12 protein-coding genes are annotated in these 17,260 nt (G+C 62.4%); 5 read left to right on the forward strand and 7 right to left on the reverse strand.

Annotation, left to right across the window (positions count from 1 at the left end):
- Positions 1 to 76 precede the first annotated feature (76 nt).
- The 7 genes from LB513_RS01005 to LB513_RS01035 form a co-directional block, all read right to left on the reverse strand.
- On the reverse strand, positions 77 to 1,318 hold the full coding sequence (locus LB513_RS01005) for a flavin-containing monooxygenase (protein ID WP_224661581.1): 1,242 nt from the start codon (positions 1,316 to 1,318) through the stop codon (positions 77 to 79).
- Positions 1,319 to 1,379: 61 nt separating this feature from the next.
- Positions 1,380 to 2,126 carry an SDR family NAD(P)-dependent oxidoreductase gene (locus tag LB513_RS01010; protein WP_224661582.1) on the reverse strand — a complete coding sequence of 249 codons (747 nt, stop codon included), beginning with the start codon at positions 2,124 to 2,126 and terminating at the stop codon, positions 1,380 to 1,382.
- A 5-nt stretch (positions 2,127 to 2,131) separates the two neighbouring features.
- Positions 2,132 to 2,887 (reverse strand): ABC transporter ATP-binding protein, encoded by a 756-nt coding sequence (locus LB513_RS01015; RefSeq protein WP_224661583.1) that lies wholly within the window; start codon positions 2,885 to 2,887, stop codon positions 2,132 to 2,134.
- Positions 2,880 to 3,665: an ABC transporter ATP-binding protein gene (locus LB513_RS01020; RefSeq protein WP_224661584.1), complete on the reverse strand. Its 786-nt coding sequence runs from the start codon at positions 3,663 to 3,665 to the stop codon at positions 2,880 to 2,882. Before LB513_RS01020 ends, LB513_RS01015 begins: the two co-directional genes overlap by 8 nt.
- An 8-nt stretch (positions 3,666 to 3,673) precedes the next feature.
- Positions 3,674 to 4,720 carry a branched-chain amino acid ABC transporter permease gene (locus LB513_RS01025; protein ID WP_224661585.1) on the reverse strand — a complete coding sequence of 349 codons (1,047 nt, stop codon included), beginning with the start codon at positions 4,718 to 4,720 and terminating at the stop codon, positions 3,674 to 3,676.
- A complete protein-coding gene (locus LB513_RS01030) occupies positions 4,701 to 5,573 on the reverse strand; it encodes a branched-chain amino acid ABC transporter permease (protein WP_224661586.1) in 873 nt (290 codons plus the stop codon). Before LB513_RS01030 ends, LB513_RS01025 begins: the two co-directional genes overlap by 20 nt.
- A 124-nt stretch (positions 5,574 to 5,697) precedes the next feature.
- Positions 5,698 to 6,879 (reverse strand): ABC transporter substrate-binding protein, encoded by a 1,182-nt coding sequence (locus LB513_RS01035; RefSeq protein ID WP_224661587.1) that lies wholly within the window; start codon positions 6,877 to 6,879, stop codon positions 5,698 to 5,700.
- 354 nt (positions 6,880 to 7,233) lie between these two features.
- Between LB513_RS01035 and LB513_RS01040 the strand changes: the two genes are divergently transcribed.
- From LB513_RS01040 to LB513_RS01060, 5 genes are all read left to right on the forward strand, one after another.
- Positions 7,234 to 7,830 (forward strand): CGNR zinc finger domain-containing protein, encoded by a 597-nt coding sequence (locus LB513_RS01040; protein ID WP_224661588.1) that lies wholly within the window; start codon positions 7,234 to 7,236, stop codon positions 7,828 to 7,830.
- Between the two features lie 330 nt (positions 7,831 to 8,160).
- Positions 8,161 to 11,283: an autotransporter domain-containing protein gene (locus LB513_RS01045; protein WP_224661589.1), complete on the forward strand. Its 3,123-nt coding sequence runs from the start codon at positions 8,161 to 8,163 to the stop codon at positions 11,281 to 11,283.
- A gap of 273 nt (positions 11,284 to 11,556) precedes the next feature.
- On the forward strand, positions 11,557 to 12,453 hold the full coding sequence (gene bcsN, locus LB513_RS01050) for a cellulose biosynthesis protein BcsN (protein WP_224661590.1): 897 nt from the start codon (positions 11,557 to 11,559) through the stop codon (positions 12,451 to 12,453).
- Positions 12,454 to 12,634: 181 nt separating this feature from the next.
- Positions 12,635 to 14,830, forward strand: coding sequence for a UDP-forming cellulose synthase catalytic subunit (bcsA, locus tag LB513_RS01055; protein WP_224661591.1), 2,196 nt, complete (start codon positions 12,635 to 12,637; stop codon positions 14,828 to 14,830).
- Positions 14,827 to 17,235: a cellulose biosynthesis cyclic di-GMP-binding regulatory protein BcsB gene (locus tag LB513_RS01060; RefSeq protein ID WP_224661592.1), complete on the forward strand. Its 2,409-nt coding sequence runs from the start codon at positions 14,827 to 14,829 to the stop codon at positions 17,233 to 17,235. Before bcsA ends, LB513_RS01060 begins: the two co-directional genes overlap by 4 nt.
- Positions 17,236 to 17,260: the final 25 nt, after the last annotated feature.

Below are 17,260 nucleotides of genomic sequence, written 5' to 3' on the forward strand. Positions count from 1 at the left end.
TGGTCGCGAAGCCGACAGGACGGAACACCCGGGCAGGCCACGGCCTAGCGTTAAAGCTCCGAGGATCACCGGCCCGCTAGCGCAGCTTCGCTTCGGCCGCCTCAAGTTCGACGACCCAGTGGGCGAGCAGCCAGTCCATGCGCCCCGATGCTGCTTCGTCGGCGAATATGGTCGTCGACAGCGGCTTGCCCAGCGCAAACCTAGCTGTCACCAGTTTCGCCAGGGTTTCGGCGCCGCGGCCGTAATTGTGCGGGGCACCGCCGCGGGGGCTGCACATGCCCGAGAAATAGAAATTGTCGAAATCGGCTGAAAGCAGGCCGCCAACCTTTCGCGCCGGGAAATCGCCGATATAGGTCAGGCTGCCCTCGGGCAGGAAAGGGACAGGGGCTTTATAGCCGGTCGCCCAGATAATGGTGTCCGCTTCGGCCGACGTGCCGTCAACGAAAAGCACCCTGCGCCCGTCGAGACGTGCGATCTGGGGGACGGCCTTGACGCGGCCTCGCTGCGCCCAATACGGCACAAGCGTGGAGAACGTAGGCGGCCTGGCTGTCCAGTCCTCGTCGCTCGGCTGGGGGAAGCCGTATGAGCTGGGCTCGCCGACGGATATCTTCACCATCAGATGGCTGAGTTCATCGCCCGACGAGCCGGGAAAATGCGGCTGGTAGGTGAGGTCGGCGCGCGGCGTGCCGAAAAAGGATTGCGGGACGAACCAGGTCGGCCGATGCAGCGACATCAGCGCCTGCCGACCCGAAGCGATCGCGTCCGTCACCATGTCGCAGGCGGAATTTCCCGAGCCGACGACCAGCACGGTGTTTCCCACCATATCCGCCGGAGTACGATATTGCGACGTGTGGATCATCGGGCCGTCGAACCTGCCTTCGACGTCCGGGATCCTTGGCGCCCAAAGATGGCCATGCGCGGCGACCAGCGCGTCGAAATGCTCGGTTGTCCCGTCGGACAGGGTGACGTCCCATCCCCGCGAGCCTCCGTCGACCGGCACGGCCGCGACAACGGCCGTGTTGAAGCGGATATAGCGCAGAAGCCCTGCTTCCTTGGCGAACCAGCGAATATAGTCGCGGTATTGCTGCCCGGTGGGAAACTGGGGCGTCGTCTGGGGCATCGGATAGCCCTTGAACGATGTTGCCCGCTTGGACGTCAGCAATTGCACCGACTCATAGACATTGCGCCAGATGCCAATGACATCGTCCGTCTTCTCGTAGGCTTGGACATCGTGACCCTCGGCGACCAACTCGCGGATCGCCACCAGACCGGTCACACCTGCGCCAACCACACAGACACGGGCTGCTTTCTGCACCATGAAACTCCACCTTAGCTTGCCGTTAGGGCGGCCGACGCCAGACGCGGTAACGCCGGCTTGTTCAGCTCATCAATTCGCCGCCAGTGACCTTGATCGTTTCGCCGGTGACGAAGCTGACCGTCTCGCGGCTGGCCAGCATCCAGACCCAGCCGGCAATCTCGTCGGGTTGCGCGACACGGCCGAGCGGAATGTGCTTCTCGGCGCCTACCATCCTTCCCGTGGCTGCGTTGCCCGGCGTATTCACCCATCCGGGCGCAATCCCATTGACGATGATGTCATCGCCGGCGACAGAGGCAGCGAGGATACGCGTCAATGAAACAACGGCTGCTTTCGAAGCGCTGTAGATCAGTTGTTCGGTCGAAGCCGTAAAGGCGTCCGCCGAACTGATGGTGACGATGGCGCCCTTGGTACCGGCGGCCCGCATGTGCCCAATCGCCTCGGCGGCGACATTGAGCGTGCCGAGGACGTTCACGCGCATGATGCGGTCGAACTTTTCCGCCGTGAAGGTCGACAGGTTCGTCGGCGGGAAAATGCCGGCCGCAGTGACCGCGGCCGAAAGCCCGGCGCTGACGCCGCTGGCATCGATCGCGTCCGCGACAGCAGCGCGGTCGGTCACATCGAGCGATTTGGTGATGAGAGGAACCTCCCTGTCCGCTTGAGCCTCCTTGAGCCGGTCGAGCCCCTCGACCGACAGGTCCATCGCCAGAACGCCCCACCCCTCGGCGAGAAATTTCTCGGCAAAGGCGCGGCCCATCCCGCTGCCCGCGCCGGTGACGATGGCCCACTTCCGGCCCTGTGTTGTCGACATGAAGATCAGCTCCTTTTTCCCAGATATGCCTCGGTCATCATCGGCGCGGTCGCGACCATGTCCGGCTTGCCCTCGAGAACGACCTGGCCGGCGGCGAGCACATAGGCGTAATCCGCCACCCGCAGCGCGGCGCGCGCGTTCTGCTCGACGATGAAGACCGCGATCTTCCGGTTCTTGATCTCTTCGATGATCTCGAAGACGCGTTTGACCAAAGCGGGCGCGAGACCCATCGACGGCTCATCCATGATGACGAGCTCGGGGTGACGGATCAGCGCACGGGCAAAGGCCACCATCTGCTGCTCGCCGCCCGACAGGACGCCCGAGGGACGGTGCACCAACTTCTTCAAGGGCGGAAAAAGATCGAGCATCTCGGCAATGTCTTCGCGCGTGGCGCGCCCCTTGCTGCCCGCCCAGGCGCCCAGCTGGAGATTTTCCAGAACCGTGAGCGACGAGAACATTCGCCGCCCCTCCGGAACCACACCGATGCCGCGCGCCATGCGCCTGGGCGTCGGCTCGTGGGTAATCAGCTCATCCTTCCAGAACACCTCGCCAGCTGTGACGGTCGTGGTGCCGCTGATTGTCTTCATAGATGTTGACTTGCCCGATGCGTTGCCGCCCAGCAGCGCCACGACCTGGCCGGGGTAGATCCGATAGCTGACATCGGTCAGCGCACGGAACTTGCCGTAATTGACGCTGACATTTTTCAATTGCAGCAGCGGCGTTTCATCCGGCATTTGCGCGTTCTGGAGCTGTTCAGCCAAGGAAAGCCTCCACGACTTTCTCGTCCTGCTGGATGACGCCGACCGGGCCCTGGGTGATGATTGTGCCGCTGTTCAGCACATAGACGTTGGCGCAGAGATCGCCGATCACGGACATCTTGTGCTCGACCAGAAGCATCGACATTGCCTGGGCATGGTTGAGTGCGCGCAACTGGTCTGTCAGTTCCTCCGTTTCGTGCGGGTTCATTCCGGCCATGGGTTCGTCAAGCAATAGAAGCCTGGGCGAGGTCATCAGGGCCCTCGAGATCTCGACCCGGCGGCGATTGGCATAGGACAGCGACAGGACTTGTTGATCGGCGCGCGGCAGAAGCCTGTCGCCGAACAGCGCCATGATCTCTTTGGCCTGCTCGCGCCGCGCCGCCATTTCCCGCCGCGCGGGCGGCGTGCGCAGGATGCCGGCGACGTAGCCCGTGGAATAATGGATATGGCCGCCAAGCAGGATGTTCTGCTCCACCGTCAAAGTGTCGAACAGCCGGACCCCCTGGAAGATGCGCGACATGCCCGAAGCAGCACGCCGGTATGCAGGCATATGGCGCACGTCCATCCCGTTGATGCGCACTTCGCCCTCATATGGTCCGCGATAGGCGCCTGAGACGACATTGATGAAGGAGGATTTTCCCGAGCCGTTCGGCCCGATGAGCCCGACGATTGCGCCCCGCGGCACGACGAGGCTGACACCGGCCAAGGCTGTCACGCCCCCGTACCGGAGGGTCAGGTTCGATACGGACAAAGCCTCGTCCACTGCCGGCGTCTGATTCATGTCGGCCGTCATTTCTTGATCAGGTTCGTGATCTTGGTCTTGCCCAGGATGCCCTGGGGTCGCGTCGCCATCAGGATCACGATCAAGAGGCCGGCCAGCAGCAGGCGATAGTCCTGGAGCGGCCGGAGTAGCTCGGGCAGCAGGATGATGATGCAGGCGCCCAGGACAGAGCCGCTGATCCGGCCGAGCCCGCCGATGACCGCCATCTGGAATATGAGAAGGCTGGCCGTGACATCGAAGCTGCGGAACCCGACATAGCCGAGATAGTAGCCAAGCAGCGCGCCGGAAAGACCAGCCAGCGCAGAGCCGATGGCGAAGAAATAGATTTTCGGCGCGGCGGTCGCGATGCCGATGGAAACGGCGGCGACCTCGTCATCGCGGATCGCTTCCATCGTCAGTCCGAACCGGCTTGAGACGATGGCCTGGGTGATGACGAGGCTGAGCAGGACGAGGCCAACGACCGCCAGGTAGAAGGGCGCGCCGACGCCTAGATCGAATCCCAACAGATGCATGGTCGGGACGCCCGTCAGGCCGGTGGCGCCGCCGGTCACATCGCCCCATTGCAAAATGATATCGAGCACGATGAGGTTGAACCCCAGCGACACGATGAAGAGGTAGTCGCCATTGATACGCAGGGCCGGGAAGCCGACGAGGGCGCCGAGGACGCCCGACAAGAGCATCGCCGCCGGGATCGTCGCCGCCGCGTCGAGATTGTAGCGCACGGCCAGCACCGCCGAAGTATAGGCGCCGACACCCACGAAAGCCGCCTGCCCCATGGCCAGCAGGCCGGCATTGCCGATGATCAGGTTTTGCCCGACCGCCGCCGGCACGTAGATGACCGTCAGCAGAGCGGCCGCCGGCCAGATCGGCGGAAGGCCGAGCAAGGGGATTGCGATCACGATCCCAAGCCCGAGCACCCATCCCACGACCAACATCATGCGCGCCCGGCTCAACGGGAGGCGCGCCCGGGCCGATTCCTCGCCGTGGTCCTTGCCGGGCATCGCTTCAAAGGCGCTGTTCACATCCAGCCCCTTCTCACGGGCGGGAAGCGACATGGACACCGGCTATGCCGGTCGGCCGGAACAAAAGAAAGGCGATGAGGAGCCCGAACGTCACCGTGTTGAGAAGGGCCGAACTGACATAGCCGGTGACCATTGCCTGCAGCACGCCCAGGAGCAGGCCACCCGCGAACGCGCCCCATACGCTGCCGATGCCGCCGATGACGGTCGCGGTGAAGGCATTGAGCGTGCCCGAAAAACCCATCGTGACCGAGAGCGTGTTGTAGTAGGCGCCGTAAAGGATGCCACCGACCACCCCGAACAAGGCGCCAAGCACATAGACGGTCACGACCACCCGGTCGACCGGCACGCCCATCAACTCGGCTGTCGCCAGATCGTCCTTCACGGCCCGCATGGCACGGCCGAGGTCAGTTTTGGTGATGATGATCCACAGCAAGGCCGCCATGGCTATCCCGACCACGGCGACGACGATCTGCAACGGACTGAGCACCACCGGCCCGAGCCGGATGATATCGGTCTGGAACGGAAACGGCATGGGCCGGATTTTGGACGTCCAGATCAGGCGGGCTACGTTCTCGATGATCAGGCCCACGCCCACAGCAGTGACAGTCGGCGCCAGGCGGTTGCCGCGCACCGGACGATAGGCGAACCGTTCGACCGCGATCGCGATCACGGCGCCGGCCACCAGACCGGCAATGATGGCTAGCCAGAGTGGGCATCCGCTCGTGATCAGCGAGGCCGTCACGAACGTTCCGAACATATAGACATAACCATGCGCGAAGTTGATCTGCTGCAATATGCCGTAAACGAGGCTGTAGCCGACGGCCAGCATCGCATAGACGACGCCCGAGGTGAGCCCGTTCAGCAATTGCGTGGTGAAGAACTGCATCTGGTTGGAGACCTTCCGTGGGACGCCTCGCCACCTCGCGGATGGCGGACCATCGCGGGCAAAGCGAGATGGTGACTGAGACGGGCCGAAGCGAATGCCTGCCCTCGTTTTCGGCCCGATACGCTCAGTGAGCGGTCAGCTTCTTGGTGCTCGCTTCGTCGAACACCCATTTGCCACCGGTCAGACGCAGCACGACGAGAGAGCCTCCGACATTGTCGCCGTTCTTGTCGAAGCTGATGGTTCCCATGGCGCCATCATGCCTGGTGGCGCGAATGACCGGCATCAGGTTTTCCGTCGACCCTTTATTGTCCTCGATCGCCTGTTTCAGGACATAGATATTGTCATAGCCGGCTGCCGCCTGCACACCCGGTTCAGCGTTGAACTTCTTGGTGTAGGCCGCAACGAACGCCTTGTTCTCCTTGCTGGGATTGTTGATGTCATAGACGTTGGTGACCCAGGTGCCTTCGGCGGCGGCTCCGGCCAGCGACACATATTCGGGAACCTGTGTCTGGGCGTTGGCGAGAAGCGGGATATGCTTGTCGCCGAATGCCCGAACGGACTGGCTCACCGCGGCGCCCATATCGGCATAATAGCCGGCGAGGTAGAGCGCATCGGGATTCGCCGCCGCGATATTGGCGAGGACCGACGAGAAGTCATTGGTCGAGCCGGTCACATAGGTCTCGGCCGCTACGATCTCGGCTCCCGAAGCGGCAGCGGCGTTCTTGGCGATCGCAAGAAGGGCCTGGCCGTAATCGTCGCTCGGGTAAAGCACGGCGATGCGCTTGTAGCCCAGCACCTTAGTGCCGAGGTTCATGCTCCCCGCCCCCTGGATATCGTCATTCGGTATGATGCGGGCAAAATTCTGGTAACCCTTGGCCGAAAGGGCCGGCGAACTCGTCGTGGCGGCCAGGACAGGCAGTCCCACACGTCCGAAGATCGGGATCTGGGCGAGCGTCGCCGAGCTGCAGACATTGCCGACGACCGCAACGATATCCCTGTCGCTGATGATCTGGTTTGCCGCCGTCGCGGCCGGCGTCGGGTCGCACTGGTCGTCATATTCGGAAAGCTTGATCTGCTTGCCGCCGATGCCGCCCGCCGCGTTGATCTGTTCGATCGCGAGACGGACACCGTTCATCGTTTCAATTCCGTAGGCGGCGGCCGAACCGGTCAAAGGCGCGGTCGAAGCAATATGAATGGCATCATCGGCAGCCGTGGCCGTACCGCCGAGCGGACCGGCCAAAATCAAACCCGTGACCGCAAAGGCCGCAAGGGCGCGCTGAGTGATGGCCTGGAAAGCTAAGAGCATGATTTCCCCTTCTCTATCGGCTGAACCGGAACGTCAGAGATTACGATCATGAGCAAAAGCAGGCTTGCTCCTGCCTTCCCACCATCGAGCACAGCGCGTTTGCGCACACATCAGGGGCAAACACCGTTTTGCTATGAAATTCATACCGCTCAAAAAAGGAGTGTCAATAGGTTAGATACTGACGGCTTGCGTTGATCCCCATTTTTGGGCAAACCGCGATGCAGCGCCTGCCGCCGTGGCGCAAGGACCAGGCGGACCTCAAGCGGCGAGCTTGAAAATGACGCGCTTGAGCAAAATCTATTTAGCTACTGCCTCTGTCGGACTGCCGATAGTCGAGCAAGGAGTGACGCACAGATGAACAGTTTCCTTTTTGGTCCTGACGTTCTCCCCTCCGCAGCAATGACCGTCGCGCTTATCAACACGTCGCCCGGCCGCGGGGGCGAGGAGGGCCTGAACGACACGGAAATCCTCAGGGCAATGGGGCGTGAGACGGGAGTATTCTACCTGCCGGACGGGTCGAAGGCCGAGATCCTCGCCATGCGCAAGTTGCGCGACCGGCTCGACGAGATCGTGAAGACGCCAGAGAACCCTCAGCGTTTCGCCATGCTCAACGAGCTGTTCTATTCGGCATCGGCCATCCCGCAGATCGTCACGCATGTCGAAACACCCGAGCCGCACTTCCATTACACGCTCGAGGATGCCTCGTATGTCGACCACCTCAAGGGGGTCACCGCCTACGCGCTGGCGCGGCTCATTATCATCGGCGAGTGGCAGCGGCTGCGCACCTGCTCCGGCACTGCCTGCAATCGCCTGTTCTTTGACACCACCCGAAACGGCAAGCGGCTATATTGCGACAGCCGGACCTGCGGCAATCGCATCCATGCCGCGCGCTATCGCGTCCGAAGCGCTGGGCGGTCACAGGTCGAGATCCAACTCGACGGCGCGGAATAGCTGGCGGCCCCGTCGCATACTTGATCGCGTCGCGGCCAAGTCCACCGGCACGACAACACATGCAAGCGTGATCGAGCCGCACGGGAAGCGCGTTCGCAAATGCAACCGGCCGATGCGCAATCGCAATCGATCGGAGGCAGATCGGCGCGGAAGATGAAGATGGGACTTTGGCGCGACAACTAGCCTGCCTGTATAGACATACATGCGTCCGGGATTCATTATCCGTTAGAAGATGATTCGTTCCCCCCGCGTCTGTCAGACAGAATGATTGGAGTTTCGTCTATGGCGAGACCTAGATCAGTTCCTGTTTGGTCCCGTGAGCGGCTTGCAATGGCGGCATTCCTGGGTTGCCTGGAGTTTGCTCCGCTGCATGCGTTGGCGCAGGAAGCCGGCCCCCGCCCCTTTCGGATTATGGCTTCGGATGTCGATGACCGTTCGTCATCAGGCACTTCACCGTTCGAGATGACCAAGGAGGACGTCGCGCCCAATCTCGCCGCGGCGGGCCGGGTGACGACCTATGAAGGAACCGAGTCGGCCGGCAATGCCGCGATCACGAACAATCAGGACGAGTCGGTAGAATTTCTGGACCAGAGCACCGCCGCGCAAGCCACGATCATCAACAATTCCGGCGGCAGCGCGCTATTTGCTGACCAGTCCACGGCGGGCAGTGCGTTCATGACCAACAATGCCGGGAGTTCCATCCGGTTCACGGGACAAGCAACCGGCGGCGGCTCCAACATCACCAACAATGAGAATGGCACGATCTCCTTTGACGATCACGCCGTTGGAGGTAACGCCGCGATTGCCAACAACGGCACCATCCTGTTCCAGGACGACGCCAATGGGCAGCAGGTGAACATCGTCAGCAACGGCGGCGCCACTATCGTTTTTTCTGGCAATGCCACGGCCGGCACAGCGCAGATCGCCAACAATGGCTCGCTCGATTTCACGGGGCAAGCGAGCGCCGGTCAAAGCCTCCTCACCAACAATGAGACCGGGGAGACGACATTTTCCGGCAACAGCACGGCCGCGATTGCCGCCATCACCAACAATGGCGCGCTCACATTCGAGGATGAAGCCACGGCCGGGTCAGCGAGCATCATCAACAATCAATCCGGCCTGGTTCTCTTCTCCGGCAGTGCCGATGCCGGTTCGGCCTTCATCGCCAACAGCGGCGAACTCGATTTCGGAGGTACCGCGTCAGCCGGGGCAGCGGAAATCGCCAACAATGCCAGCGGGGTCTTGGCACTCTCGGATTTCTCCTCGCTCGGCAATGCATCGCTCAACAATGCAGGGCTGGCGACCTTCTCAGACAATGCAACGGCAGGTGCCGGCACGATCGTGACCGGACCAACCGGACGAACGATCTTTCGTGACCGGAGTTCCGGCGGCACGGCCGCCCTCGAGACGAACCTCGGCGGCGTCGTGGATTTCTCCGGAATAAGCGATGGTCAGATCGAGGTCGGGTCGATCCAGGGACCGGGAACCTACTATCTCGGCGGGATCGCGGTCGCCGTAGGAGGAAACAATCTCTCGACGGCGGTTGACGGCGCGCTTCTTGACGGCGGGTCGTCGGGCGGTTCGGGCGGTTCGCTGATCAAGACCGGCACCGGCACGTTGACGCTTTCGGGCGCCAACACCTACACGGGAGCAACCGATGTTCGTGGCGGCGTGCTTCAGGCTGGGGCCGCAGGATCCTTTGCGGCGCGATCTGCCTTCACGATCGCGGATGGCGCGCTGCTCGACCTGGCCGGCTTCGACCAGACGATCGGCTCGCTGGCCGGCACCGGTTCCGTCGACCTGGCAACCGCGACGCTGACGGCGGGCGGGGACGGGACCGATAGCGTCTTCGCCGGCGAGATCGGCGGCACCGGAGGTCTTGTCAAGACCGGTGCCGGCTCGATGGAATTGGCGGGCGTCAGCAGCTATTCGGGCCTGACGGAGATCATGCAGGGATCGCTGATCGTTTCGGGTTCGATCGCGGCTTCTCCTGTCCAGGTCGATGCGGGCGCGACGCTTGGCGGCGTTGGCATCGTCGGCAGCACCACGGTGGCGGGAACGCTGGCGCGGGCAAATGACGGCGGCACGTTGAGGGTGAACGGCGATCTCACCCTGGGCGCCGGTTCGGTCTACAGTCTTTCATTGGACCCAGATCCCGTTCCGAGCCTGGTGACAGCCACGGGAACCGCGACGATCGACGGGAGTTCGCTTATCGTCTCGACGAGTGGAGGCTTCACGCTCTCGGGAACCAGCTTCAGGATCCTGACGGCAGCGCAGGTCAATGGCAATTTTGCCGCCGTTGAGAGCGAAATGCCCTTCATCGACCTGGACCTCACCTATGGCTCCGGAACTGTTGACCTTGATGTTTCAAGGAACGACACCAGCTTTGGCGCGATCGCAGAGACCGCCAACCAGCGCGCCGTGGCCAATGCGGTAGAGCAATTGCCGGGCGGCGCCATCTCCGATGCCATCGTCGCCTCCGCCGATGCGGCTTCGGCGCGTGGCGCCTTCGACGCGCTTTCAGGGGAAATCTATCCGAGCCTCGCCAACGGTCTCCTCGAAAGCGACTTGGTCCTGCGCGACATTTTGCTCAGCCGCATGAGAGACCCTGCCACGCAAAAAGGCGCGACGGCGGGATCAAGAGCGTGGTTCAATCCCTACTCCACGGATGCCGCCGCCGGCTCCGATGGCAATGCGGCGGACAGCGACATCAGTCGTTCCGGCTTTCTGACGGGCGGCGATGTCCCGCTAAACGAAAGCTGGCTGGTCGGGGTCGCGGCGGGCTATGGCCAGAGCGACTTCGGCGTCGACGCACGCGCCTCGAGCGCAAGCGTCGATACGCTCAGCCTGGCCGCCTATTCGGCTTGGTCTGGCTCGGGGTTTCGCGGCAAATTCGGCGGGCTCTATTCGTGGCACGACATCAAGTCGGCCCGCCATGTCGCCTTCGGCACGTTCGAGGACGACGTCACAGGCGCCTATGATGCGTCGAGCGGCGAGGTGTTCGGCGAGATCGACTATCCGATTATGGCGAACCGGGTGGAGATCGCTCCGTTCATCAATCTAACCTACGCCCGTTGGGATTCGGAAGATTGGTCCGAGAGCGGCGGCGACGCCTCCCTGGATGTTCAGGCCTCTCATATGAATGGCCTGGTGACGACATCCGGCATGCGCATTGCGGCCGACATGTCCTTGGACCGGGACCTGCTTGTCCGCTTCGGCGCCATGGCCGGATGGCGGACGTCTACCTTCGACGAATCCGGGCAGTGGCATCAGTTGGCGGGCACAGCCCCGTTTTTCATCGGCGGCGTCCCCGTCGAGCGGAACGCCGCGGTGTTGGGTGCCGATATGCGCATCGTTTTCAAATCCATCTCGCTTGGCCTGGCGTATGACGGAATGATGGGAGGCGACACGCAGCACCACTCATACCAAGGTTTCCTCAACGTGAAATTCTGATGATTAGTGGCATTTTTGACTCGGTCGCAAGTTTACTTGGGGGCAAGCACTTGCAATCGGCATTAACCCTTCGACGGCGGGGGCGAATCTTTTAGAGTCGTGGCCATGGACTTCGCTAGCGCCAGTCACGTCTGTTCCTTGCCGAGGGCGCGCACCGCTTCAATTTGGGCTGGCGCGGCTTCTTGGCTGAATGCCGTGGGGATCGCGGCGGCACTGGTCCTTGGCGGCTGTGCGGCTCAAACGCGCCCGCTTACCAACGCTTCCGATACCAGCATGGTCCCCAATGACACCGCCTTTGCGTTCCTGGCGCCCGGCGGACCCGCGATCTCCGCGGTGCTCGAGCGACGATTTTCCAACGCCACGCAGCAGGACATCCTGCTTTCGACGTCGGCGCACACACCCGGGCAAAACATGTTGCGGGTGCAGATCTTCGGGCCGGTCGACACGACTGAGGCAGGACAGGACAGGCTTCGCGAGGGCTATCTCCCCATTGGCAATGTCGGCTCGGAAATGCGGCAGGTCCTGCCTGGCATCCGGATGCAGACATCGCCCTACTACGTTCAGAACAAATACGGCCCGTTCGGCTATGCCGTCGGACGCTCGGCTTCAGGCGACACCTGTCTCTATGGCTGGCAGCGCATAAGCTCGATGGGGACAACGCAGACCTGGGTCGGCAACAGGGGGTCTGTCCAGGTGCGGCTGCGCATCTGCGACCAGAACGCGAGCGAGCAAAAGCTGCTCGAAGTCATGTATGGCTATACGATCAGCACCTATTTCAAGTCACGCAACTGGAATCCTTACGGCGTGCCCGCCTCGCCCGACCCTTCGCTGGGACGGTCCGGACAACCGATCTATCCCGTGGGCGTGTCGCGTTTCGAGACGGTGACCAGCCCGCCGCCCCCGCGCCAGCCCGTGCCTCGCGCCAGCCGGGCGCGGTCCGAGATTGCCATCGAACCACAGCAGGCCGCGGTGCTCGCGGCGCCTGTCGGCCCGACGGTACCGCCGCCGCCCGGCTCAGGCCCTTCGACGCAGAGCCCGAGAGCCGCAGCGACGATCCGGCCTCCGACATCGCCAGCCGCGGCAGCACAAGCCGCCGACCCGGGCTTGGGAATAGTCGTTCCACCGCCCCCATGCGCCCCAACCGCGGCGTCGGACGGCTGCAAGCCGTGAGCGTTTAGACAGTGTTTACCAAGACGCGACGCGAGAGTGGCGCGCAATCCTACATCAACCATTGCGTGCTTTGATGCTACACTGGCCAATGGGTGAAAGCTTCGCAGTCGGGCATCTGGCGGTCGTTGCCGGGACGCGGTCCAAAACGGGCGGCAGGCGTCTAAACGTAAAGGCGCGTTGAATGCGGAAGTTCCTGATGGTTGTGCAATGGGCGGTGGCGTCGGCATGCGTGCTGACGATGGTCACGCTGCCCATAAGCCTGGAGACCCAGTTGGTTGCCGGTATGCTGGTGCTGTTCGGCATGATGGTGCTTAAGCTGATCCGGCCCGATGGCATCTGGCGATTGGTGGCCCTTGCGTTCGGCACGGCCATCGTCATGCGCTATGTCTACTGGCGCACGACAAGCACCCTGCCGCCCTTCAACCAGCTTGAAAACTTCATTCCCGGGTTTCTGCTTTACCTGGCGGAACTATACAGCGTCATGATGCTGGCCCTGAGCCTTTTCGTGGTTGCGTTGCCACTGGCGCCGCGCCCATCGCGGGCCAATTCCAATGATCGCCTGCCTACCGTCGACGTGTTCATCCCGACCTACAACGAGGACGCCGATCTGTTGGCCAACACCATGGCGGCGGCAAAGGGCATGGATTATCCCGCCGATCGGGTGAATGTCTGGCTGCTTGATGATGGCGGCACCGTCCAGAAGCGCAACGCCGACAAGATCGGCGACGCCAACAATGCGCAGCGCCGCTACGAACAACTGCAGAAGTTGAGCGCGGACCTGGGTGTGAAATACCTGACGCGCGACCGCAACGAGCATGCAAAGGCCGGCAATCTCAACAACGGACTGGCACAGTCGACCGGCGAACTCATCGCGGTGTTCGATGCTGACCACGCGCCGGCGCGCGATTTTCTCAAGGAGACGGTCGGCTATTTCGACGAGGATCCGCGACTCTTCCTCGTCCAGACCCCGCACTTCTTCCTTAATCCAGACCCGGTCGAACGGAACCTCCGGACCTTCGAAAACATGCCGTCCGAAAACGAGATGTTCTACGGGATCATCCAGCGCGGGCTCGACAAATGGAACGCTGCGTTCTTCTGTGGCTCGGCTGCCGTTCTGCGGCGTGCGGCGCTGGTCGAAACCAAAGGCTTCAGCGGCGTCAGTATTACCGAGGACTGCGAGACGGCCATCGAACTGCACGCGCGCGGCTGGCACAGCGTCTATGTCGACAAGCCATTGATTGCAGGGTTGCAGCCGGCAACCTTCGCCAGCTTCATCGGTCAGAGAAGCCGTTGGGCGCAGGGCATGATGCAGATCCTGCGGTTCCGTTTCCCACCCTTCAAGAGAGGGCTCTCGATCCCGCAGCGGCTTTGCTACATGTCATCGACGCTATTCTGGCTGTTCCCCTTCCCGCGCACGATATTCCTGGTCGCGCCGTTGTTCTATCTGTTCTTCGACCTGCAGATTTTCACCGCGTCGGGCGGTGAATTCATGGCCTACACGCTCACCTACATGATCGTGAACCTGATGATGCAGAATTATCTCTACGGCGCCTTCCGCTGGCCATGGGTGTCGGAGCTTTACGAGTATGTGCAGACCGTCCATCTGCTTCCCGCGGTGATCTCCGTTATCCTCAATCCGCGCAAGCCGACCTTCAAGGTCACGGCGAAGGATGAATCGATCACGACGAGCCGGCTTTCCGAAATCGGCAGGCCGTTCTTCGTCATTTTCGGCGTCCTGCTGGTGGGCGTCGCGATGACCGTCTACAAGGTCTATGCCGAGCCCTTCAAAGCGGACGTCACGCTGGTGGTGGGCGGTTGGAACCTCATCAATCTGATCATGGCCGGCTGCGCCTTGGGCGTTGTGTCCGAGCGCGGCGAACGATCCGCGACGCGGCGCGTCAAGGTCAGCCGACGCTGCGACTTCGAGTTGAACGGCAGATCGCTGCAGGGCACCATAGAGAACGTGTCGGCCAACGGGGCGCGGGTGCTGGTGTTCGGCGCGGATCTCGACGAACTCAGCAAGGACGCCGAGGCGGGTATTCGTTTCAAGCTTTTCGCCGACGGGTCCGAGGCCGTGCTGCCCGTGACCATCAGGAACTTCGAACGGACAACCGACAGCATTGCCATCGGTTGTCTTTACATGCCGACCGAAGCCGTTCACCACCGGCTCGTGGCCGATCTGATCTTCGCGAATTCCAAGCAGTGGGAGCAGTTCCAGCTCTCACGCCGTGGAAACCCCGGTCTGCTGCGCGGCACGTTCTGGTTCCTGCGGCTGGCGATTTTCCAGACCTCCCGGGGCCTGCTCTATTTCTGGCGGGACTTGCGCGGCGCGTCCGCACCCTTGCCAGCAGGACAGCTTGCGGAGAAGCGGACATGAGGATCGGTTTCGCACCGTTTGCTCTGCTGCTCCTGGCAGCCTCGCCGGCAGGCGCGCAGTCCAACTCGTTCGACATGTCCACTGAGAAGCCGGCCACCCCAGCACCGGCCGCGCCGGCACCGGGCGCTCCAGCACCAGTAGCTCCAGTACCGGCGGCTCCAACTCCGGCGGCTGCAACGCCCACACTCGCGCCCAATCCGGCGCCCGTGCAACAACAGGCCTCTCCTGCCGCCAACGAGCCAATCGCTGCGCCAGAAGCCGCGGCTCAGGCGCGACGTTACATAGTCCCTTTCTCCGACCTCGTTTTTTCCGGAGAGTATGCTCAACGCTCCTGGTCCGTCTTTCTCACGCCGGAGCAGGCAGCGTCCAAAACCGAGTTCCACCTCGGCTACCAGAATGCTGTCGTCGTCGCGCCCGAGGCATCGCGGCTGAAAGTATCCATCAATGGGAGCTCGGTGGTCGATGCGCCAATAGCTTCGTCGGACAATCCATCCGACATGGTGGTCGACGTCCCGGCGAATGTTCTGCATGCGGGTCTGAACGACATCGTCATGTCCGCGGTACAGAGGCATCGCACCGATTGTACCATAGAATCGACCTATGAATTGTGGACGCAGATCGAGACCGGCAGCACCTTCCTGTCGTTCGATGATGCTGATGCCGGTCGTTGGAAGCGGATCGAGGATGTGCGCGCAGTCGGCGTCGACGAAAACGGCTCGACGACCTTCAATCTGATCGTCCCCTCGATGGGGCAGACCATCTCTACATCGCCGACGGTCCGTCTTGGCGAGGGACTGGCCTTGATGGCGAACATGCCGAACCAGTCGTTCAACGTCAGCGAAAGCGGTTCACCCTCAAACAAGCCCGGCACGGCTACCATCGTCCTCGGGCCGGCCTCCGAACTGTCCAACGTTCTGGCGACGGTCCCGGCAGGCGCCGAGGCAGGACCTATCGCCACATTGGTCGATGATCCCAAGTTCGGTCCCTCCACCCTGGTGGTCAGCGGTCCCAATTGGCAGGCCATCAACATGGCGATCGACGACATCGCCAAGCAGGTCGACCGGCCCGCGACCAGTCTCAGGGCAACGCTGGCCACGCGCACGTGGCGCACTCCCGACGTGCCCATGCTGTTGACCGCCAGCAACCTCAAATTCTCGGAACTGGGGGTGAGCACACTGGAATTCGCGGGACGCAGGGTACGCACGGATTTCGCGGTCGGCGTGCCGTCCGACTTTTATGCCGAAGCCTACGGCCAGGCCACGATCCTGCTGGACGCCGCCTACACGCAAGATGTTCTGCCCGGAAGCCACATCGACGTCTATGTGAACGACAATATCGCCGCCACCGTGCCGATCACCACATTCGGTGGCGAAATCCTGCGGCATCTGCCCATCAAGGTGACGATGCGGCATTTCAAGCCGGGCGCCAATACAGTGGCCATCGAGGCCGTCCTCATGACCCAGGCGGACGCGACCTGCGCGCCAGGGGCAACGGCACAAAGCGGCCAGCGTTTCGTCGTATTCGACAGCTCCGAATTCGTCATGCCGAGCTTTGCCCGGATCGCCAGGACGCCCAACCTGGCGGCAATCAGCGGAACCGGCTTTCCCTATTCACGGGCCGAATATGCGATTCCTCTGATCATGGACCGCACGCAGCCGGAAATCATATCCGCAGCGGTCACGTTCATGGCTCGCATCTCGGTAGCGGCCGGCCGGCTGATACCGGTGGATTCCTCGACCGCTGCTGCCGCGGTGGGCAACCGGAATGCCGTTTTCGTCAGCGCGATTTCGCAAGTGCCGTCCGCCGTGCTGGCGCAGGTTGGCATCTCTAACCAGACCTCCTCGGCCTGGGGCGAAACCGTTGCATCCATACAGCCCAACACCGAGGCGACGTTCGATCAATGGCGAGAGAAGCTGCGCGGCGGCGGCTGGCGCGGCCAGGTCAGTTCGCTGCAGGACTGGATGAACCGGACATTCAACCTTTCAACCAACTCCTTCCGTATCTTCCCCGGCCGCGCACCGGATTTCACCCCGCAGGGCACAGCGCGCTTGGTGATTGCCCAGGAAGCCAGCCCGATCAGCGGAGGCACCTGGACGCTGGTCACAGCGCCGACGGTCGGCGCGCTTCGTGACGGCGTCCGAGCGCTGACCGACCAGACAATGTGGCGGAAGATGGGGGGACGTATCACGACGGTGGATGCCGGGGAAAACAAGGTCTCCACGCTTCCCGTCGCGCGCTTCGATTTTTTCGAGACGCAGCCCTTCTCCCTGGCGAACTACCGCCTCATCGTCGCGAACTGGTTGTCAGCCAACGCGCTGTCCTACGCCGTGATCTTGATACTTCTTTCGATCGTGCTGGGTTTTGCCACGGCCGGCCTGCTGGGCTCACTGGGCCGGAAAAAGTGAGAGGTTCCGCGCGATACCTGTTTCT

Source organism: Mesorhizobium sp. ES1-1, assembly GCF_020164785.1.
Classification (GTDB): Bacteria; Pseudomonadota; Alphaproteobacteria; order Rhizobiales; family Rhizobiaceae; genus Mesorhizobium.